The sequence below is a fragment of the Streptomyces sp. NPDC001410 genome, from assembly GCF_042895235.1.
Taxonomy (GTDB): Bacteria; Actinomycetota; Actinomycetes; order Streptomycetales; family Streptomycetaceae; genus Streptomyces.
In genome coordinates this window covers 656,269-675,364 of record NZ_JBIAWE010000001.1, presented here as the reverse complement: position 1 = coordinate 675,364, position 19,096 = coordinate 656,269, and the positions used below count along the sequence as shown (strand labels likewise).

The window sequence follows — 19,096 nt, the reverse complement described above, 5'->3', positions numbered from 1 at the left end:
CTGAGGCAAGTAATTTGCCGCAGAGGCAAGGATCCGGCTGAATGGAGGCATGAACGCCTCAGAAGCCGCGCCACCGGCGGGCCACGGCGACGACCTGCCCGCCGTGGCGCCGCAGCTGCGCGCCCTGCGCCGGCGCAACGGCCTCACCCTGGAGGCTGCGGCCCGGTCCGCCGGGCTCTCGCCTGCCCACCTGTCCCGGCTGGAGACCGGGCAGCGCCAGCCCTCGCTGCCGATGCTGCTCGCGCTCGCCCGTATCTACGGTACGACCGTCTCGGAGCTGCTCGGCGAGACGGTCGCCGACCGGGACGCCGTCGTGCGCGCCGCCGACATGGAGCCGACCCACGCGGGCGGCTGGACCTACTTCCAGGCCGGAGCCCCCGGTCGCGGCATGCAGGCGCTGCGCGTCCGGGTGCCGTACGGCACCCAGGGCGACATCGTGCGCGTCCACCCCGGTGAGGAGTGGCTCCATGTCCTCAAGGGGCGGCTCAGGCTGCGCCTGGGGGACACCGAGCACCTGCTGACGCCCGGCGACAGCGCGCACTTCGACTCGCTCACCCCGCACCGCCTCGCCGCCGAGGACCACGACGGCGTGGAGCTGCTGTTCGTCCACACCCTGCTGCAGAGCCCCACGGCCACGCTGTGCCTGGGCCCCGTCACTGGAGAGCTGTCATGAGCAACTTCGAGGAAAAGTTCCCCCGCTCGCTGTGGATCCGGCTGATCATCTACATCGCCGTCGGCCACCTGTTCGCCGCGTTCCTCTATCTGCTGTTCGCGGTGGGCGCCAAGGGCTGACCGCGCCCTCAGTCCAGCAGCCGCTCCCGCAGCCGCTCCCGGGTCTCGGGGGTGAGCCCCAGGCCCTGCGCGAAGTAGGCGTCGGTGCCGCCCCACGTCTCCTCGATGCTCGCGAAGGCCGCCTGGAGATACTCGGCGCGGGCGTCGAAGAGCGGGCTGAGCAGCTCCATCACCTCGGGCGTGTACGCGGTGTCCGGGCTGCCGTTGCGACGGACCTTGTAGCGCCGGTGCTTGGCGTTGGACTCCAGGTAGTCGGCGATGACGGCGTCGCGCTCCACGCCCACGGCCAGGAGTGTGACGGCTATGGAGATGCCCGCGCGGTCCTTGCCCGCCGCGCAGTGCATCAGCGCGGGGACGCTGTCCTCGGCGATGGCGTGCAGGACCCGTGAGTGCTCGGCGGTGCGCTCCTTGACGATCGTCCGGTACGAGGCGACCATCCGGGCCGCCGCCTTGCCGTCCGCGAGGATGCCGCGCAGCTGCTCGATGTCGCCGTCGCGGACCATCTTCCAGAACTCGGCGCCGTCCGCCGGGTCGCTCAGCGGCAGGTTCACGTTCCGCACGCCGGGCAGCTCGACGTCCGGGCCCTCCAGCTTCTGGTCGGCCGCGTTGCGGAAGTCGAAGATCGTGTGCAGGCCCAGGGACGCGAGGAAGGCCGCGTCCTCCTCGGTGGCGTGCGCGAGGTGGCCGCTGCGGAACAGCGCCCCGGGGCGCACCCGCCGTCCGTCCACGGTCGGCAGTCCGCCCACATCGCGGAAATTGCGCACTCCGGCCAGCTCGGGCTCGGTCGAGGGGACCTGCTGCGTCACGGGGGCTCCTCACGGTCGGCCCCGCCGGCGCGGCTCGTCGACGGGCGCTCCGTCGACGATACGACATCGATTACCTCGGGCAATGAGTTGTCCACAGGCGTTGCCACCAGGGGCTGCTGGGCCTAATGATGTTCGCACTTGAGCGGATCTGTTGGCACCTGTGAGGTCTCGATGGTGGACATCGCCGAAGACGGTCGTACCTGGCTCCTGTCGGGCCCCGGCAGCAGCTATGCGCTGCACCTGACCGAGGCGGACGAACTGCTGCACCTGCACTGGGGGCCACGGATCGCACTCGCCGACGCCGAGGCACTGGCGCTGAGCCCGCTGCCCGCCTACTGGCCCTTCGAGTCCCCGCTCGACGGCCGCGAGGAGTACCCCGTCGAGGGCGGCCCCCGCTTCGTCCGTCCGGCTCTGTCCGTGCGCACCGAGGAGCGGCGCGGCACCGAGTGGCGCTTCGTGTCGTACGACACAGAGGGCGGTACCGACGGCGACCAACTGCGGCTGCGCTTCGACGACGACGGGCTCGCCGTCACCCTGCACTACCGGATGCGCGGGGACGTCGTGGAGCGCTGGGTGACCATGGAAAACGGCTCGCACGCGCGCGTGGAGCTGCTGCGTGCCGACGCCGCCACCTGGACCCTGCCCGACCGTGAGGGCTGGCGGCTGTCCCAGCTGCACGGCCGCTGGGCCGCCGAGTCGCTGCTGACCACCGCCCCCCTCACCTACGGCGAGAAGGTCATCGGCAGCCGCCGCGGCCACACCGGCCACCAGCACCTGCCCTGGGTCGCGCTGGACGCCGACGCGACCGAGGAGCGCGGCGAGGTCTACGGCTGCGCGCTCGGCTGGTCCGGCTCCTGGCGGATCGCCGTCGCCCAACTCCCGGACGCGCGCGTGCAGATCACCGGCGGCGCCGGATACGACGACTCGGGCCTGCTGCTGCTCCAGCCGGGGGAGTCGTACACCACCCCCGTCTTCGCCGGCCTGTGGAGCGACGGCGGGTTCGGCGGGGCCAGCCGCACCTGGCACGCCTACCAGCGGGCGTACGTCATCCCGGGCGCGGAGCAGGACCGGCCGGTGCTGTTCAACTCCTGGGAGGCGACCACCTTCGACATCTCCGAGGAGCAGCAGGCCGCCCTCGCCCGGCGGGCCGCCGAGATCGGCGTCGAGCTGTTCGTCGTGGACGACGGCTGGTTCGGTGCCCGCACCAGTGACCGGGCCGGCCTCGGCGACTGGACGCCCAACCCCGACCGCTTCCCGCACGGCCTCAAGCCCCTCGCCGACCAGGTGCACGGCCTCGGCATGCAGTTCGGCATCTGGGTCGAGCCGGAGATGGTCAACCCCGACAGCGACCTCTACCGCGCCCACCCCGACTGGGTGCAGTACCAACCGGGACGTAAGCGGACGGAACTGCGCAACCAGCTCGTCCTCAACCTCGCCCGCGAGGACGTCCAGGAGTACCTCTGGGAGCAGCTGGACACCCTCCTGTCGAGCGCCCCGATCGACTACGTGAAGTGGGACTTCAACCGCTGCTTCACCGACGCCGGCTGGCCCGGGGAGCCGTACCCGCAGCGTCTGTGGGTGGACCACGTCCGCGCCCTGTACGCCCTGCTGGACCGGCTGCGCGCCGCCCATCCCTCGGTCGCCTTCGAGTCCTGCTCGGGCGGCGGCGGGCGGATCGACCTCGGCGTGATGAGCCGTACCGACCAGGTGTGGACCTCCGACAACACCGACCCGCTCGACCGGCTCGCGATCCAGCACGGCTTCAGCCAGATCCATCCGGCGCGGGTCATGGCCGCCTGGGTCACCGACAGCCCGAACACCCAGCTCAACGGGCGGGAGAGCTCGCTGCGGTTCCGCTTCGTCAGCTCGATGGCCGGGGTCCTCGGCGTCGGCGGCGACCTCACCGAGTGGACCGGGGAGGAGCTGGCCGAGGCTCGTCGCTGGGTGGACCTCTACAAGGAGATCCGACCGGTCGTCCAGCGCGGCGACCAGTACCGGCTGCGGCCCCCGACGGGCGGTCTGAGCGCCGTCCAGTACGTCCTCGGGGGCGAGGCCGTGGTCCTCGCCTGCCTCCAGGCGCAGCACTACGGCGAGCCGGTGCCGGCGCTGCGGCTGCGCGGACTCGACCCGAAGGCGTCGTACGAATGCCGCGAAACGAGCGAAGTGCACCGCGGGGTCGTCCTGCTGCACCACGGGCTGCGCACCGGACTGAAGGGTGACCTGGATGCGACGGTTCTCCGGCTACGCCGCATCTGAGTGTTCTGTCCGAATTGGAGCCTTCATTCCAACTCGCTCTGGAGTAAGGGGGCGTGGGAAGTCGGCGCGTGAGGAGCGTCATATTCGTGACCGTGCGTCGCGCGTCATGTCCACGTAATCCCCATAAAAGCGAAGGCAATTGAAAAGGGGGAGGATTCGGGAATTCACGGAGAGTGACCGTGAATTCCCGAATTCGATCACTTGAAACGCCGACGCCGGGAAACTGCTTCTTGTCCGGTTGCGTCTTGCTCGCTTACGTTCGCCACCAATCCGGACGGAACGCCGAATCCTGCCGCCGCCCGGAGTCCCCACACACTTCACCCGTGTTCGGCAGGAGCGGGGGACCCGCCAGGTACGACTGCCTGTCCCGGTCTCCGGAACAGGCTGGGGTGCAGCCACGCACCGCGCGGCCGGGCAGCTCCAGCCCGAACCCGTCAGCTCACCTCGCAGGCGCCGGAGAGGAAAGCGCCATGCCCACGAAGGGTAAGCACCGCCGTCCCAAGACCCCGCGTCTCACCCGCTCGATCGCCGTCGCCGGAACCGGCGGTGCCGCGCTGGCCCTGCCGCTCCTCGGGGCCACCGGAGCGCACGCCGCCACCACGCAGTCCGTTTCCGGAAAGGCCGTGCAGTCCCTTCCGGCCGTGGAAAAGACGACCGTGAAGAAGGCGGCCGCGCAGCTGAATTCGGGTGTGCGCACCTACACGGTGCAGTCCGGCGACTGGCTGGCGAAGATCGCCGACGCGCAGCACGTCAGCGGCGGCTGGCAGCGGCTCTACGACGCCAACCGGCAGGCCGTCGGCCAGGACCCCTCGCTGATCCACCCGGGCCTGAAGCTGTCGCTCGGCGCGAAGGTGGCCCGGACGCACACCGAGCCCTCCGCCCCGGCGCCGGCATCCCCGGCCCGGTCCCAGTCGGGCCAGGCCTCCGGTGCCGCCACCGCACCCTCCGCCCCCTCGGTGCCCTCCGTGCCTTCCACCGGCTACACCCTCCCGGTCGTCGGCGCCACCATCGGCACCGCCTACCACGTGGCCGGCAGCATGTGGTCCAGCGGCCACCACACCGGCGTCGACTTCGTCGTGCCGACCGGTACCCCGCTCAAGGCCGTCGCCGCCGGCACCGTCGTCTCCGCCGGGTGGGGCGGCGCGTACGGCAACCAGGTCGTCATCAAGCTGAACGACGGCTACTACGCCCAGTACGCCCACCTCTCGCAGCTCTCCGTCTCGGCCGGCCAGACCGTGACCGCGGGCCAGCAGATCGGCCTCTCCGGCGCGACCGGCAACGTGACCGGCCCGCACCTGCACTTCGAGATCCGCACCACGCCGAACTACGGCTCGGACATCGACCCGCTCGGCTACCTCCGCTCGCACGGCGTCGCCGTCTGAGCGTGTGCGCACCGTCAACACGCCTGACCGTGGCGTTATTCCAGGATTGGCAAATCATTTAAGGGTGTCTCATCTCACCGTTCGTCAACCCCTGCCTACGGTCGCGTAGGTCACATCCGAAGGTGAATCATGGTCCGACGTGGCAGACGATTCGAAGAATGACAACAGATCACTGATCGGGTCGTACGTGGCGGTGGGGGACAGCTTCACCGAGGGCGTGGGCGACCCCGGCCCCGACGGGGCGTTCGTGGGCTGGGCCGACCGGTTCGCGGTACTGCTCGCGGACCGGCGTCCCGAGGGCGACTTCGCGTACACCAACCTGGCCGTGCGCGGAAAGCTGCTCGACCAGATCATGGCGGACCAGCTCCCGAAGGCCGTCGAACTCGCCCCGGACCTCGTGTCCTTCTGCGCGGGCGGCAACGACATCATCCGGCCCGGCACCGACCCGGACGAGGTGGCCGAGCGTTTCGAGCGGGCCGTGTCCCAGCTCACCGACGTCGCGGGCACCGTGCTCGTGACTACCGGCTTCGACACCCGTGGCGTCCCGCTGCTCAAGCATCTGCGCGGCAAGATCGCCACCTACAACGGGCACGTCCGCGCCATCGCCGACCGGTACGGGTGCCCCGTGCTCGACCTGTGGTCCCTGAAGTCCGTCCAGGACCGCAGGGCGTGGGACGACGACCGGCTCCACCTCTCACCCGAGGGGCACACGCGCGTGGCGCTGCGCGCAGGCCAGGCCCTCGGCCTGCAGATCCCGGCCGACCCGGAGCAGCCCTGGCCGCCGCTCCCGCCCCGGGGCACCCTGGAGGTCCGCCGCGACGACGTCCACTGGGCCCGCGAGTACCTCGTCCCGTGGATCGGCCGCCGGCTGCGCGGCGAGTCCTCCGGCGACCACGTGACGGCGAAGGGCACCCTGTCGCCGGACGACATCAAGATGCGGATCGCGTCGGTGGCGTGACGGCCGGCGTCCGTGCCCCGCACCGCGCGAGCCCGGCGGTGCGGGGCACATCCGTACCACCGCACCGACCGGACGCTCACCGCTTCGGCTCGGTCAACGCCTCCCGGCCCAGCCCGAGTTCCCGGGCCAGGGCCTCGTCCGCCCACTGCCGCGCCCGGGACCGCGGCACCGAGCCCGGGTACGACGTGAGCTGCACCGCGAGACCGTCGAGGAGCGCGGTGAGCCGCAGCGCCGCTCCCGCGGGGTCGGCGCACTCGAACTCGCCCCCCGCCACGCCCTCCGCGATGACCGCGGTGATCGCCGCCTTCCACTGCTGGTCCAGATCGCGGGTGACCTGCCGGAGGGCGGGCTCGCGCAGTGCCACCGCCCAGCCCTCGATCCACAGTCGCCAGCCCTTGGCCTGGCCCGTGGGCGCGTACCAGCGCACGGCGGCCCGCAGGCGGCGCAGCGCGGAGGTCCGCCGGTCCAGCAGCCCCCGCAGATGCGCGAGGTCGTCCGCGGCCGCATAGGTGAAGGCCTCGGCGACCAGCTTCTCCTTGGTCGAGAAGTGGTACAGCACCAGCGCGTTGCTCACACCGAGCGCAGAGGCCACGTCGGCGATCCTCACCGCCGCCACGCCCCGCGCCTCGATCTGCTCGATGGCGGCCCGCAGCAACTCCTCCCGCCGCTCGGCCACACTCAACCGCACTCTCGCCACGCGGTCACCCTAATCCGTCGCCCAGGGCCGCACCGAAAGAGCCCGGCTCCCGCGGCCACTTCGCGTGCCGCGGTCCCGTGGGCGCCCGGCCTGTGTCAGCGGTACCACCCGAAGCGCTCCGCGATCACCGGCAGTCGGTCGGTCACCAGGGCGTGGGCGCCGGCTCGCGGCGTCGTACCGTCGGCCTCCGCGCGCGTGAGCATCAGGTCGACCAGGGCGCGCATCGAACGGCGGATGTGCGCGAACGCCTCGTCGGCGTCCGGGCCGATGTCGCCGAACAGGGTCCACCACCACCAGGCGTTCGTGGCGGAGTTGACCACCACGTCCGGCAGCACGGTCACCCCGCGCGCGGCCAGCAGAGCCTCCGCCTCGGGCAGGACGGGCATGTTGGCCGCCTCGACGATCCAGGGGGCGGTGATCCGCTCCTGTTCGGCGGTGCCGATCGCGTACGACACCGCGGCCGGCACCAGCACCTCCGCGTCCGCGGACAGCCACGCGTCGCCGGGCAGTTCACGGTCGCCGGGGCGCAGCACCGAGCGGTCGACCGTGCCGTAGGCGTCCCGCGCGGCCAGTAGCGCCTCCACGTCGAGACCGTCCGGGTTGGCGACGGTCCCCTTGATGTCGGCAACGGCCACCACCGTGAGGCCCGCGCGCGCGAGGAAGCGGGCCGTGGCCCCGCCCATCGTGCCCAGGCCCTGCACGGCCACCCGGGTGCCCCGGTACGGCACCGACGCCCGGTCCAGGGCGGCCAGCACCGACTCGGCGACCCCGCAGCCGCCCGCCAGCTCGTCCAGGCCGATGCCGTCCACCTCGACCGCGAAGGCGTCCGCGAGCCGCTTGCGAGCCGCCGCCTCGTCGTCCAGCAGCGGGTACACGGCCTGCACCGAGGAGACCAGGCCCGCCTCCGCCGCCGCGCGGTCCACCAGGTCCTGGGTGAGGCCCAGATCCTCGCCGGTGGTCCAGAAGCTCTCGATGTACGGCCGCATGGCCCGCAGGTAGCGCACGAGCAGCCCGTACGCCCCGGGGTCCTGCGGATCGCAGTCGATGCCGCCCTTGGCGCCGCCGAGCGGGACATAACGGCCCTCGGGGTTGTAGTGCAGAGCCTCCTTCATCGTCATGCCGCGGGCCAGTCCGGCGACCTCCTCCAGGGTGCAGCCGGGCCGCATCCGCAGCCCGCCGCTGGCCACGCCCCGCACCAGCCGGTCCACCACCAGGAAACCCCGGCGGCCGGTGATGTGGTCGGTCCAGACGAGCGACATCAGAGGGGCGGTCATGGGGGTCTCCCGGGTGAGGGTTACTGAATCGCGAGTCAGTATTCGGAGCCGGTGGACGGCCTGTCAACGTGCGACGGATCCTCAGCTGTGCGCGCAGGACGCCGGACTGTGACCCCGGCCACCCCGGCCTGTCGGGGGCGCCGACCATAATGGAGGACCTCAGCGACTCCACCAGGAGGTACCGTGACCGGTCTGCGTTCCCAGAGCTTCGGGCTCGGCATGCTTCAGCCCGAGGCCTTCGGCGCGGAACCGAGCGGTGAGCGCATGGCCCGCATCCGCCGCTCCCCCCACTTCAAGGACGGCGTCTTCCAGAACCCCGGCGGCACCGCTCGCACCCGGCCCTCCGGTTCCATGCTCGACTTCGCCAAGGTGTTCCTGGACAAGGACACCCGGCCGCTGCGCGCCCCCCGCGGCACCGTCCCGGTGCACGCCACCACCCTGGCCGACCTCGCCAAGCCGCCGGCCACGGGGCTGCGGGTGACGTGGATGGGCCACTCCAGCGTGCTCGTGGAGATCGACGGCCACCGGATCCTGTTCGACCCCGTCTGGGGCGAGCGCTGCTCCCCGTTCCCCTTCGCCGGGCCCAAGCGGCTGCACCCGGTGCCGCTGCCGCTGGCCGCGCTCGGCCCGGTCGACGTGGTGGTCGTCTCGCACGACCACTACGACCACCTGGACATGCCCACGATCAAGGCGCTGGCCGACACGGACACCGTGTTCGCCGTGCCGCTGGGCGTCGGTGCCCATCTCGAACACTGGGGCGTGTCCGCGGACCGGCTGCGCGAACTCGACTGGCACGAGGCCACCAAGGTCGGCGGACTCACCCTCACCGCCACCCCGGCCCGCCACTTCTGCGGCCGCGGCCTGCGCAACAACCAGCACACCCTGTGGGCGTCCTGGGCCGTGGCGGGCGAGGAGCACCGGGTCTACCACAGCGGTGACACCGGCTACTTCGACGGCTTCAAGGACATCGGCGCGGCCCACGGCCCGTTCGACGCCACGATGATCCAGATCGGCGCGTACAGCGAGTTCTGGCCCGACATCCACATGACCCCCGAGGAGGGCCTGCGCGCCCACCTCGACCTCCAGGGCGGCGACCCGCACGGAGTGCTGCTGCCGATCCACTGGGGCACCTTCAACCTTGCCCCGCACCCGTGGGCCGAACCCGGCGAGTGGACCAAGGAAGCCGCCGAGGAGGCCGGCCAGGCGGTGGCGCTGCCCCGACCCGGCGAGCCCTTCGAGCCCGCCGGCAAGCTCCCCGCCGAGCCCTGGTGGCGAGGCGTCTCCGGTACCGTCCGCCGCACCTGGCGGGCGCTCGGGGCACTGGCCGCCGAGCCCGGCGTGCGCAAGGGGCTCGACCACGGGTGATCGATGGCCCGCGTGCGGCGTCTGTCCGACCTTGAGCCAAGGCCATCGCTGATACTCTCCGTGACAATTTCTCGGAGCGGGTGGAGGGTGGCCGGAGCGCTTCGGCGGGGGTCTCGTGTCTCGTGCCGGGATTGAGGTGATGTGGAGGGGGCTCCGGAGCGCGGATCTCCCCCTCGTTCTCGTGACCGCTTTTGAGCAGGTTGTTTCGGTCTCTTTCGGGTTGGATCGATGGGTGCGACACGGTTATCGGTCTGTCGTACGAAGCCTCATACCAGAGCGGGATCCTCTGCGGGTGACTTTGTCAACTGCCCACCGCACGTGATGCTCATGCGACTACTGTGAGTGTCCGGATGGCAGCCCGACGGACCAGTACGAGGACGCAGATGTCTCACCTCCGTGCACCGGCCGCCCGTGCCGACCGCCGTGAGGGCGGTCGCCACGGACGACCGGTCGCCCGACCCGCTCCCGCACTGCCCGAGACGCATATACGGCCTCAGCTCATGCGGCTCGCCGTGCTGCCGCCCGTCGCGGTCGCGCTCAGCGCCAGCGCGGCGGTCCTGTTCAGCATCCGCTCCACCGGCGCACGCCCCGCGCCCACCCTGTGGGTCGTGCTCGCCGGAGCGGTCGCGGTGACCGTCGCGGGCATCATGATCGCCGCCGTGGCCGCGGACCGGGCCGCCCGCTCGGTCAGCGACCGTGTCGTCGCCCTGCGCCGCAGCGCCGCGCGTGGCGAGGCCGATCTGCGTGCCCTCGTCGAGGCACTGCGCCACGGCGAGACCCCGCCGCAGCAGGGGCCGCGCCGCCGCCCGCCGCAGGGCGCCGACGACTTCGAGCTGCTCGCCGCCGACCTGGCCCACGCGTACGACGGCGCCGTCACCGCCGTCGTGCAGGCCAGCCGGCTCTCCAGCCAGGCGGGCAGCGAGCAGAAGCTCGAGGTCTTCGTCAACCTCGCGCGGCGGCTCCAGTCCCTGGTGCACCGGGAGATCTCGATCCTCGACGACCTGGAACACGAGATCGAGGACCCCGCACTCCTCAAGGGCCTGTTCCACGTCGATCATCTGGCCACCCGGATCCGGCGGCACGCCGAGAACCTCGCCGTGCTCGGCGGCGCCGTCTCCCGCCGGCAGTGGAGCAACCCGGTGAGCATGACCGAGGTGCTGCGCTCCGCCATCGCCGAGGTCGAGCAGTACTCCCGGGTCAAGCTGGTGCCGCCCGTCGACGGCGAACTGCGCGGCCACGCCGTCGCCGACGTCATCCACCTGCTCGCCGAACTCGTCGAGAACGCCACGGTGTTCTCCGCCCCGCACACCCAGGTGCTGCTCCGCGCCAACCTCGTCACCTCCGGGCTCGCCGTGGAGGTCGAGGACCGCGGGCTCGGCATGCCGGTCGGCGAACAGAACAAGATGAACGCCCTGCTCGCCGACCCCGACCAGGTCAATGTCGCGAGCCTGCTGGCCGACGGCCGGATCGGCCTCTACGTCGTCTCCCAGCTCGCCCGGCGCCACGGCATCGGCGTGCGTCTGCAGACCAACATCTACGGCGGTGTGCAGGCCGTACTCGTGGTCCCGCAGGCGTTGTTGGGCACGACGCAGGGTGTACGGGGAGCCGCACCGCAGCCCCAGGATCCGGTGGTGACCCCCCAGGTGCCGCAGCAGGGGCGTGCGGCATCCGTCGAGCACCTGCCGGGAGCCGCGGCCGGGGCGGGTCCGGCCGGCGGACCCGGCACGAGTGACCCGGGCAGCGCGCGGGCCGGAGGGCAGGTCGGGAACGGACCGGACCCGGCAGCCGGACGGCGGCGGCACACGCAGTACGGATCCGGACACAGCGGCACCCCCGAAGGCGGGGGCATGCACAACGGGGGTGCCCAGAACGGGGGTTCACAGGGCACGGGTTCACCGCCCCCGCTGCCCGTGCGCGGCGCCCATGAGCAACGACCCAACATCGCCGAAGCCGTGCCCGGCATCAACGCCGAGGACCGGTCGGTGCTCGAGACCCACGCGGGCACCCCGCCCACCCCGCGCACCGGTGCGGTCCGCGGCACCATGGACAAGCCCCAACTGCCCCGCCGGCGCGCCCAGGAGCACATCGTTCCCCAACTGCGCGGCGGCCCGGTTCCCCGCCAGGACGGCGACGTCGTCCCGGGCCACGACCCCGGCCTGATGGCGGCCTTCCAGCGGGGGATCGGACTCGCCGAGGCACAGCAGAACATGGAGTCGGCACACGGGGATTCACCCCGTGTGGAGACCGCACCCGCGGTGCCCGGACACCCGGACGCGGGCCCGGCCCACAGGGCACCGGCCACGGTGTCGCCCCATGTGCACCCCGCACACGTCGACGCAAGCCCACTGGGCGCCAACCCCATGGCTGCCCACCCCATGGACGCGGCCAACCCCCTGGCCCAGACGCCCATAACCCAGATGCACACGCACGCGCCCGTATCCGAGGGCCCCGGCCGGTCCGACGGGAGCGCACCAGCCGGATGACCACCCTCGTCAGTCCCGCACCACCCCCCACCCCCAGCGCTCCCGCTGACCTTCGTACCCCAAGGAGTCGATCCACCATGGCGAGCGACGCGCCGACCGCCCCGGCATCCGACCTCGACTGGCTGCTGAGCGGCCTAGTGCAGCGCGTACCGCACACCAGCAGCGCGGTGCTCCTGTCGTGCGACGGACTGGTGAAGTCCGTCCACGGCCTGGACCCGGACAGTGCCGACCACATGGCGGCCCTGGCCTCCGGCCTCTACTCCCTCGGCCGCAGCGCGGGGGTCCGGTTCGGCGACGGCGGGGACGTCCGCCAGGTCGTCGTCGAACTCGACTCGACGCTGCTGTTCGTCACCACCGCCGGTTCCGGCACCTGCCTGGCCGTGCTCGCAGGCCGCGAGGCCGACGCCGCCGTGCTCGGCTACGAGATGGCGATGCTGGTCAAGAGCGTCCGCCCGTACCTGGTGACCGCACCCCGGCAGCACGCCGTCGAATCCACGGCGATGAGGCCTTGAACGTGGCCGCAGCCGGCGACGGGCCCTGGCTCGACGACGCGGCCGGACGGCTGGTGCGCCCGTTCACGGTCAGCAACGGCCGCACCGAGCCCAGCATCGCCCTCGACCTGATGTCGCAGGTGATGGCCACCGGTGTCACCCCGCTCGGCTACCTCGGCCCCGAGCACGCCCAGGCGCTCGACCTGAGCCGCGCGCCCGTCTCGGTGGCCGAGGTGGCCGCGCATCTGAAACTGCCCGCCGCGGTCACCAAGGTGCTCCTCTCGGACCTCGTCGACTGCGGGGCGCTGACCACCAAGCCCCCCGCGTTCCACCACAACCCCACTGACCGGTCTCTGCTGGAGGCAGTGCTCGATGGACTACGACGACAGCTCTGACCCGTTTCCGACCGCCCTCAAGATCCTGGTGGCGGGCGGGTTCGGGGTCGGCAAGACCACCTTCGTGGGAGCGGTCAGCGAGATCGCCCCGCTCAGCACCGAGGAGCTGCTCACCACGGTCAGCGCCGCCACGGACAACCTCGACGGCATCGAGAACAAGGTCGAGACGACGGTCGCCATGGACTTCGGCCGGATCACCCTCGATCCGGAGCACGTCCTGTACCTGTTCGGCACGCCGGGGCAGGAGCGGTTCTGGTTCATGTGGGACGAGCTGTCGGAAGGGGCGCTCGGCGCGGTCATCCTCGCCGACACGCGCCGTCTGGAGGAGTGCTTCGCGGCCGTGGACTTCTTCGAGGAGCGCGGCCTCGCCTTCATCGTCGCCATCAACGAGTTCGACGGCGGCTACCGCTACGACCCGGAGGAGGTGCGTGTGGCCCTCGACCTCGACCCCGAGATCCCGGTCGTCTGCTGCGACGCACGCATCTCCAGCTCCGGCGTGCAGACCCTGCTCACCCTCGTACGCCACCTCATCGCCCACGCCCCGGCGCCCGCGCCGAGCCACGGCGCCCACATGTGATCCCGCCATACCGCCCACGGAGCCGCCCTATGAGACACACCCACAGCGCCGGAGCCCGGCCATGAGCTACGAGCCGCCCCGACCGGTCCGGGGTCTGCTGCTCACCCCCGAGGACAGGGAGGCGCCCGCCCGCATCTCCCGACTGCGCCGACTCGGCCTGGGGGAGCGGCCCGAACCCGCTCTCGACGCCTTCGCGCACCATCTCGCCCAGCTCACCGGCGCGCCGTACGCCATGGTCAACTTCGTCGGCGAGAACCACCAGTACTTCGCGGGCCTGCGCACCCCGGTCGCCGCGCCGGTGGTCCGGGAGGACGGCAGCAGGCCCGAGGTCGGCCGTGTCCTGCCGCGCGACCATGGCTTCTGCCCCCACGTGGTGGTCCGCCGCAAGGCCCTGGTGCTGGAGGACGTCTGCGACTATCCCCGCTTCGCCTGCAACCCGGTCGTCGACGAGTACGGCATCCGCTCCTACCTCGGCGCCCCGCTCATCGACAGCTACGGCATGGCGCTCGGCACCGTGTGCGCCTTCGACATCGCACCCCGGGCCTGGGGGAGAGCCGGGCTGGAGACCATCAAGGCGCTGGCCGCCGAACTCGTCGTACGCATCGCACGGTCCGCGGACGACGGGCTGACGATCTGAGGTGCCCGCGGGGACGGACACGACCGTGGGGGTCCGGGAGGCGTGAAGGAAAGCTGAGGCGGCGGTTAAGAAAAGCTCGATGGACCCCGGCCCTCGCATACGGCAGATTGCAGGGTGATTCCACCCCTCTGACCCGGTGCGGGCTCCTTCGGCATGCCCTCGACCGGGACCTCACCCACAGGAGTCGTAGCGTTGAAGGCGCTGGTCAAGGAGAAGGCCGAGCCCGGGCTCTGGCTCGCGGACGTACCCGAGCCCGAAATCGGTCCCGGGGACGTACTGATCAAGGTCATGCGGACCGGTATCTGCGGCACCGACCTGCACATCCGGGCCTGGGACGGCTGGGCGCAGCAGGCCATCAGCACTCCGCTCGTGCTCGGACACGAGTTCGTCGGGCAGGTCGTCGAGACCGGCCGCGACGTCACCGACATCCGGGTCGGCGACCGGGTCAGCGGCGAGGGCCACCTGGTGTGCGGCAAGTGCCGTAACTGCCTGGCCGGCCGTCGTCACCTGTGCCGGGCCACCATCGGCCTCGGTGTCGGCCGCGACGGCGCGTTCGCCGAGTACGTCGCGCTGCCCGCGTCCAACGTCTGGGTGCACCGCGTCCCCGTCGACCTCGACGTCGCCGCGATCTTCGACCCGTTCGGCAACGCCGTGCACACCGCGCTGTCCTTCCCGCTGGTCGGCGAGGACGTCCTGATCACCGGTGCCGGACCGATCGGCCTCATGGCGGCGGCGGTGGCCCGCCACGCCGGTGCCCGCAACGTCGTCATCACCGACGTCAGCGAGGAGCGCCTGGAGCTCGCGCGCAAGATCGGCGTGAGCCTCGCCCTGAACGTCTCCCGGACCTCGATCGCCGACGGGCAGCGGGAGCTGGGCCTGCGCGAGGGCTTCGACATCGGCCTGGAGATGTCCGGCCGCCCCGAGGCCATGCGGGACATGATCGCCAACATGACGCACGGCGGCCGGATCGCCATGCTCGGCCTGCCCGCCGAGGAGTTCCCGGTCGACTGGTCCCGGATCGTCACCTCGATGATCACCATCAAGGGCATCTACGGCCGGGAGATGTTCGAGACCTGGTACGCGATGTCGGTCCTGTTGGAGGGCGGCCTGGACCTCGCCCCGGTGATCACCGGCCGGTACGGCTACCGCGACTTCGAGGCGGCCTTCGCCGACGCGGCGAGCGGCACGGGCGGCAAGATCATCCTGGACTGGACCGCGTAACCCCCCTTCTTCCGCCAGCACTTTCAGAGGAGCCCCCTCATGTTCAGCTCTGTCCGCGACGACCTGCGCGCCACGCTCGACGAGATCCGTGCCGCCGGCCTGCACAAGCCCGAGCGGGTCATCGACAGCCCGCAGTCCGCGACCGTCAACGTCAGCGCCGGCGGCCGCCCCGGCGAGGTCCTCAACTTCTGCGCCAACAACTACCTCGGCCTCGCCGACCACCCCGAGGTGATCGGCGCCGCCCACCAGGCCCTGGACCGCTGGGGCTACGGCATGGCTTCCGTGCGCTTCATCTGCGGCACCCAGGAGGTGCACAAGGAGCTGGAGGCGCGCCTGTCCGCGTTCCTCGGGCAGGAGGACACGATCCTGTACTCCTCCTGCTTCGACGCCAACGGCGGTGTCTTCGAGACCCTGCTCGGCGAGGAGGACGCGGTGATCTCCGACGCCCTCAACCACGCCTCCATCATCGACGGCATCCGCCTGTCCAAGGCCCGCCGCTTCCGCTACGCCAACCGCGACCTCGCGGACCTGGAGGCCAAGCTCAAGGAGGCGACCGAGGGCGGCGCGCGGCGCAAGCTGATCGTCACCGACGGCGTCTTCTCCATGGACGGCTACGTGGCCCCGCTCGGCGAGATCTGTGACCTCGCCGACCGCTACGACGCGATGGTCATGGTCGACGACTCGCACGCCGTCGGCTTCGTCGGCCCCAGCGGCCGCGGCACCCCCGAGCTGCACGGCGTCATGGACCGCGTCGACATCATCACCGGCACCCTCGGCAAGGCGCTCGGCGGCGCCTCCGGCGGCTATGTCGCCGCCCGCGCCGAGATCGTCGCCCTGCTGCGCCAGCGCTCCCGCCCGTACCTGTTCTCGAACACCCTGGCCCCGGTGATCGCGGCCGCCTCTCTGAAGGTCCTCGACCTGCTGGAGTCGGCCGACGACCTGCGTGTCCGGCTCACCGAGAACACCGCGCTGTTCCGCCGCCGGATGACCGAGGAGGGCTTCGACATCCTCCCCGGCGACCACGCCATCACCCCCGTCATGATCGGCGACGCGGCCGAGGCGGCCCGCATGGCGGAACTGCTGCTGGAGCGGGGCGTGTACGTGATCGGCTTCTCCTACCCGGTCGTCCCGCAGGGCCAGGCCCGCATCCGCGTGCAGCTGTCCGCCGCGCACTCCACCGAGGACGTCGACCGGGCCGTGGACGCCTTCGTCGCCGCCCGCGCGGAGCTGGCGGCCTGACCAGTGCGGACACCCTGAGATAATTGGTCCCATGATCGAAGCCCGGCGGCTCCACATCCTCCGTGCGGTGGCCGACCACCGCACGGTCACGGCGGCAGCCGCCGCGCTCTATCTCACCCCCTCCGCCGTCTCCCAGCAGCTGGCGGCCCTGGAGCAGGAGACCGGGCACCGCCTGGTCGAGCGCAGCGCCAAGGGCGTACGGCTCACCCCGGCCGGCGAGATCCTGCTCGGCCACACCAACGCGGTCCTGGCCCAGCTGGAGCGGGCCGAGGCCGAGCTGGCGGCCTACGGCTCGGGGGAGGCGGGCACGGTCACCGTGGCCGCCTTCGCGACCGGCATCGCCCAGGTGGTGGCGCCCGCGGTGGCCCGCCTCGCGGCCGCCGCGCCCGGCATACGCATCCGCGTCCAGGACGCCGAGGGCGACGCCAGTCTGCCCATGGTCCTGGACCGGCAGGTGGACGTCGCGGTGGCCGTCGAGTACCGCGGGGCCCCGCCCGCCGACGACCCCCGGCTCACCCATGTGCCCCTGTACGCCGAGCCCTTCGACGCGGTCGTCCCGGTCGGCCACCGCCTCGCCGACGTCCCGGAGGTTCCGCTGGCGGAGCTGGCCAAGGACGCCTGGATCGGCCCGTACCCCGGCAACCCCTGCCACGACGTGGTGGTCCTCGCCTGCGAGAGCGCCGGGTTCCAGCCCCGCCTCGAACACTCCTCCGACGACTTCCGTGCCGTCGTCGCCCTGGCCTCGGCCGACGCCGGCGTGGCCCTCGTGCCGCGCTCGGCCCTGCGCGGGATGGACCTCACGGGTGTGGTCGTCCGCCCCGTGGACGGTGTGGCCCCGACCCGCCGGGTCTTCGCGGCCGTACGGCGAGGAGCCGAGGGGCACCCGCTGATCCGTCAGGTGCTCCAGGCCCTGGAGGAGGCGGCGACTCAGGCGTGAGCCTTGCGTAACGCGCACGTCTCATATTCGGGATAACGTCCCGGATATGAGAAGCGAAGGTCCCGACCCCGTCGACGCCCGGATCGGTGCCCGGCTCGCCGAACTCCGGGCTCAACGCGGCTGGTCCCTGGGGGAGTTGGCCGAGCGGAGCGGAGTGAGCAGGTCGACCCTGTCCCGGGCCGAGCGTGCGGAGATCAGCGCCACCGCGGCCGTCCTCAACCGCCTCTGCCACGTCTACGGACGCACCATGTCGCAGCTGCTCGGCGAGGTCGAGGCGGAACCGGCCCCGCTGGTCCGGGCGGCCGAGCAGCAGGTGTGGCAGGACCGCGCCTCCGGTTTCGTCCGCCGGTCCGTGTCCCCGCCGCACGCCGGCCTGCGCGGCGAACTGGTCGAGGGCCGGCTCGCCCCGGGCGCCGACATCGCGTACGACCGCCCGCCCGTGTCCGGGCTGGAACAGCACCTGTGGGTCCTGGAGGGTGCGCTGGAGGTGACCGTCGGCGACACCGGCCACCGTCTCGACGCGGGCGACTGCCTGCGGATGCGGGTCTTCGGGCCGACGAGGTTCCGCTGCGCCGGGCCGCGAGAGGCCCGCTATGTGCTGGCGGTGGTGCGGCCGTGAGGGTGCTGCGCTGGAGCGAGGCCCAAGTGCGGGACGGCAGCGAGGAGTTGGCCGGACTGCTGACCGACACCGTGGCCGGGGGCGCCTCGGTCGGCTTCCTCGCGCCGCTCGGGCGGGCGGAGGCGGCCGCCTGGTGGCGGGAGCGGGCCGACGCGGTGGCGACCGGGCGGCTGGCGGTGTGGGTGGCCGTGGACGACACGGACCGTGTCGCGGGCACGGTGAGCCTGGCCCTGCCCGACAAGCCCAACAGCCGCCACCGCGCCGAACTCGTGAAGCTGATGGTGCACCGCTCCGCGCGCGGGCAGGGCCTCGGCCGCAGACTCCTTGCCACCGCCGAGGACGCGGCCACCGCCACCGGCCTCACTCTCCTCCACCTGGACACCGAGACCGGCAGCCCCGCCGAACACCTCTACCGCTCGGCCGGCTGGAGCGAGGCCGGCAGCCTCCCCGACTACGCCGCGAACCCGGCGGGCGAACTGCGCCCGACGACCCTCTACTACAAGCGGGTGGGTCCGCCGACCGGGTGACTGTCAGTGGCAGGGGCTACCGTGCGTGGCATGCCGGATGCTGAAGACGTACGCCGTATCGCTCTGTCCCTGCCGGACACCACGGAGAAGATCGCCTGGAGCATGCCCACGTTCCGGGTGGCCGGGAAGATGTTCGCCACGCTGCCCGAGGACGAGACGTCCATCGCCGTGCGCTGCCCCAAGGAGGAGCGCGACGAACTGGTCATGGCGGAGCCGGGGAAGTTCTGGATCGCCGACCATGAGGCCCAGTTCGCCTGGGTGAGAGCGAGACTCGCCGCGCTGGAGGGCGAGGAGGAGCTGCGCGACATCCTCGCCGACTCCTGGCGACAGGCTGCCCCGCCCCGACTCCTGGACGTTTACCCGGAGTTGGGCCTGCCCGGCGGCAGCTGAAAATCCCTCGGCGGAGGCAGGGGCGGCGTGGCATGATCCCGCGCGGCGGG

Annotated in this window: 20 protein-coding genes and 1 riboswitch; of the genes, 17 read left to right on the top strand and 3 right to left on the bottom strand. The window is 72.0% G+C overall.

Annotated features, from left to right (window positions below; all coding sequences use genetic code 11):
• The first annotated feature begins 49 nt into the window (after window positions 1–49).
• The gene (locus ACFY3C_RS02935; protein WP_390769460.1) at window positions 50–673 is read left to right on the top strand and encodes a helix-turn-helix domain-containing protein; all 624 of its coding nucleotides are present in this window, start codon (window positions 50–52) and stop codon (window positions 671–673) included.
• Window positions 670–792 (top strand): DUF6126 family protein, encoded by a 123-nt coding sequence (locus ACFY3C_RS02930; RefSeq protein WP_386577815.1) that lies wholly within the window; start codon window positions 670–672, stop codon window positions 790–792. Before ACFY3C_RS02935 ends, ACFY3C_RS02930 begins: the two co-directional genes overlap by 4 nt.
• 8 nt (window positions 793–800) lie before the next feature.
• On the opposite strand, the gene ACFY3C_RS02925 is transcribed toward ACFY3C_RS02930, so the two are convergent.
• Window positions 801–1,598: a tyrosine-protein phosphatase gene (locus ACFY3C_RS02925; protein WP_390769459.1), complete on the bottom strand. Its 798-nt coding sequence runs from the start codon at window positions 1,596–1,598 to the stop codon at window positions 801–803.
• Between the two features lie 171 nt (window positions 1,599–1,769).
• Between ACFY3C_RS02925 and ACFY3C_RS02920 the strand changes: the two genes are divergently transcribed.
• The 3 genes from ACFY3C_RS02920 to ACFY3C_RS02910 all read left to right on the top strand — a co-directional run bounded on the left by ACFY3C_RS02920 (window position 1,770) and on the right by ACFY3C_RS02910 (window position 6,194).
• Window positions 1,770–3,854, top strand: coding sequence for an alpha-galactosidase (locus ACFY3C_RS02920; protein ID WP_390769544.1), 2,085 nt, complete (start codon window positions 1,770–1,772; stop codon window positions 3,852–3,854).
• Window positions 3,855–4,157: 303 nt separating this feature from the next.
• Window positions 4,158–4,320: riboswitch (cyclic di-AMP (ydaO/yuaA leader) on the top strand.
• A 4-nt stretch (window positions 4,321–4,324) separates the two neighbouring features.
• Window positions 4,325–5,236, top strand: coding sequence for a peptidoglycan DD-metalloendopeptidase family protein (locus ACFY3C_RS02915; RefSeq protein ID WP_390769458.1), 912 nt, complete (start codon window positions 4,325–4,327; stop codon window positions 5,234–5,236).
• 172 nt (window positions 5,237–5,408) lie between these two features.
• The gene (locus ACFY3C_RS02910) at window positions 5,409–6,194 is read left to right on the top strand and encodes an SGNH/GDSL hydrolase family protein (protein ID WP_386577899.1); all 786 of its coding nucleotides are present in this window, start codon (window positions 5,409–5,411) and stop codon (window positions 6,192–6,194) included.
• A gap of 76 nt (window positions 6,195–6,270) precedes the next feature.
• Here ACFY3C_RS02910 and ACFY3C_RS02905 read toward each other — a convergent pair whose 3' ends face one another.
• Together ACFY3C_RS02905 and ACFY3C_RS02900 are read right to left on the bottom strand one after the other, a co-directional pair.
• Window positions 6,271–6,891, bottom strand: a complete 621-nt coding sequence (locus ACFY3C_RS02905) for a TetR/AcrR family transcriptional regulator (protein WP_386577818.1) — start codon at window positions 6,889–6,891, stop codon at window positions 6,271–6,273.
• A gap of 95 nt (window positions 6,892–6,986) precedes the next feature.
• Window positions 6,987–8,165, bottom strand: coding sequence for a Glu/Leu/Phe/Val dehydrogenase dimerization domain-containing protein (locus tag ACFY3C_RS02900; protein WP_386577819.1), 1,179 nt, complete (start codon window positions 8,163–8,165; stop codon window positions 6,987–6,989).
• A 183-nt stretch (window positions 8,166–8,348) separates the two neighbouring features.
• Between ACFY3C_RS02900 and ACFY3C_RS02895 the strand changes: the two genes are divergently transcribed.
• The 12 genes from ACFY3C_RS02895 (at window position 8,349) to ACFY3C_RS02840 (ending at window position 19,046) form a co-directional block, all read left to right on the top strand.
• On the top strand, window positions 8,349–9,530 hold the full coding sequence (locus ACFY3C_RS02895; RefSeq protein WP_390769457.1) for an MBL fold metallo-hydrolase: 1,182 nt from the start codon (window positions 8,349–8,351) through the stop codon (window positions 9,528–9,530).
• 383 nt (window positions 9,531–9,913) lie between these two features.
• Window positions 9,914–12,013: an ATP-binding protein gene (locus ACFY3C_RS02890; protein ID WP_386577821.1), complete on the top strand. Its 2,100-nt coding sequence runs from the start codon at window positions 9,914–9,916 to the stop codon at window positions 12,011–12,013.
• Window positions 12,014–12,090: 77 nt separating this feature from the next.
• A complete protein-coding gene (locus tag ACFY3C_RS02885) occupies window positions 12,091–12,525 on the top strand; it encodes a roadblock/LC7 domain-containing protein (RefSeq protein ID WP_386577822.1) in 435 nt (144 codons plus the stop codon).
• A gap of 2 nt (window positions 12,526–12,527) precedes the next feature.
• Complete coding sequence (locus ACFY3C_RS02880; RefSeq protein WP_386577823.1) at window positions 12,528–12,899, top strand: DUF742 domain-containing protein; 372 nt, start codon at window positions 12,528–12,530, stop codon at window positions 12,897–12,899.
• Window positions 12,877–13,476 carry an ATP/GTP-binding protein gene (locus ACFY3C_RS02875; RefSeq protein WP_386577824.1) on the top strand — a complete coding sequence of 200 codons (600 nt, stop codon included), beginning with the start codon at window positions 12,877–12,879 and terminating at the stop codon, window positions 13,474–13,476. Before ACFY3C_RS02880 ends, ACFY3C_RS02875 begins: the two co-directional genes overlap by 23 nt.
• A gap of 61 nt (window positions 13,477–13,537) precedes the next feature.
• Window positions 13,538–14,113, top strand: coding sequence for a GAF domain-containing protein (locus ACFY3C_RS02870; protein ID WP_390769456.1), 576 nt, complete (start codon window positions 13,538–13,540; stop codon window positions 14,111–14,113).
• A gap of 192 nt (window positions 14,114–14,305) precedes the next feature.
• The gene (gene tdh / locus ACFY3C_RS02865; RefSeq protein ID WP_389184625.1) at window positions 14,306–15,334 is read left to right on the top strand and encodes an L-threonine 3-dehydrogenase; all 1,029 of its coding nucleotides are present in this window, start codon (window positions 14,306–14,308) and stop codon (window positions 15,332–15,334) included.
• 39 nt (window positions 15,335–15,373) lie between these two features.
• On the top strand, window positions 15,374–16,573 hold the full coding sequence (locus tag ACFY3C_RS02860) for a glycine C-acetyltransferase (RefSeq protein ID WP_390769455.1): 1,200 nt from the start codon (window positions 15,374–15,376) through the stop codon (window positions 16,571–16,573).
• Window positions 16,574–16,604: 31 nt separating this feature from the next.
• Window positions 16,605–17,510, top strand: a complete 906-nt coding sequence (locus ACFY3C_RS02855) for a LysR family transcriptional regulator (RefSeq protein WP_386577828.1) — start codon at window positions 16,605–16,607, stop codon at window positions 17,508–17,510.
• 46 nt (window positions 17,511–17,556) lie between these two features.
• Window positions 17,557–18,129: a helix-turn-helix domain-containing protein gene (locus ACFY3C_RS02850; protein ID WP_386577829.1), complete on the top strand. Its 573-nt coding sequence runs from the start codon at window positions 17,557–17,559 to the stop codon at window positions 18,127–18,129.
• Complete coding sequence (locus ACFY3C_RS02845) at window positions 18,126–18,656, top strand: GNAT family N-acetyltransferase (protein WP_390769454.1); 531 nt, start codon at window positions 18,126–18,128, stop codon at window positions 18,654–18,656. Before ACFY3C_RS02850 ends, ACFY3C_RS02845 begins: the two co-directional genes overlap by 4 nt.
• Window positions 18,657–18,686: 30 nt before the next feature.
• Window positions 18,687–19,046: an MmcQ/YjbR family DNA-binding protein gene (locus ACFY3C_RS02840; RefSeq protein WP_386577831.1), complete on the top strand. Its 360-nt coding sequence runs from the start codon at window positions 18,687–18,689 to the stop codon at window positions 19,044–19,046.
• The last annotated feature ends 50 nt before the right edge of the window (window positions 19,047–19,096 follow it).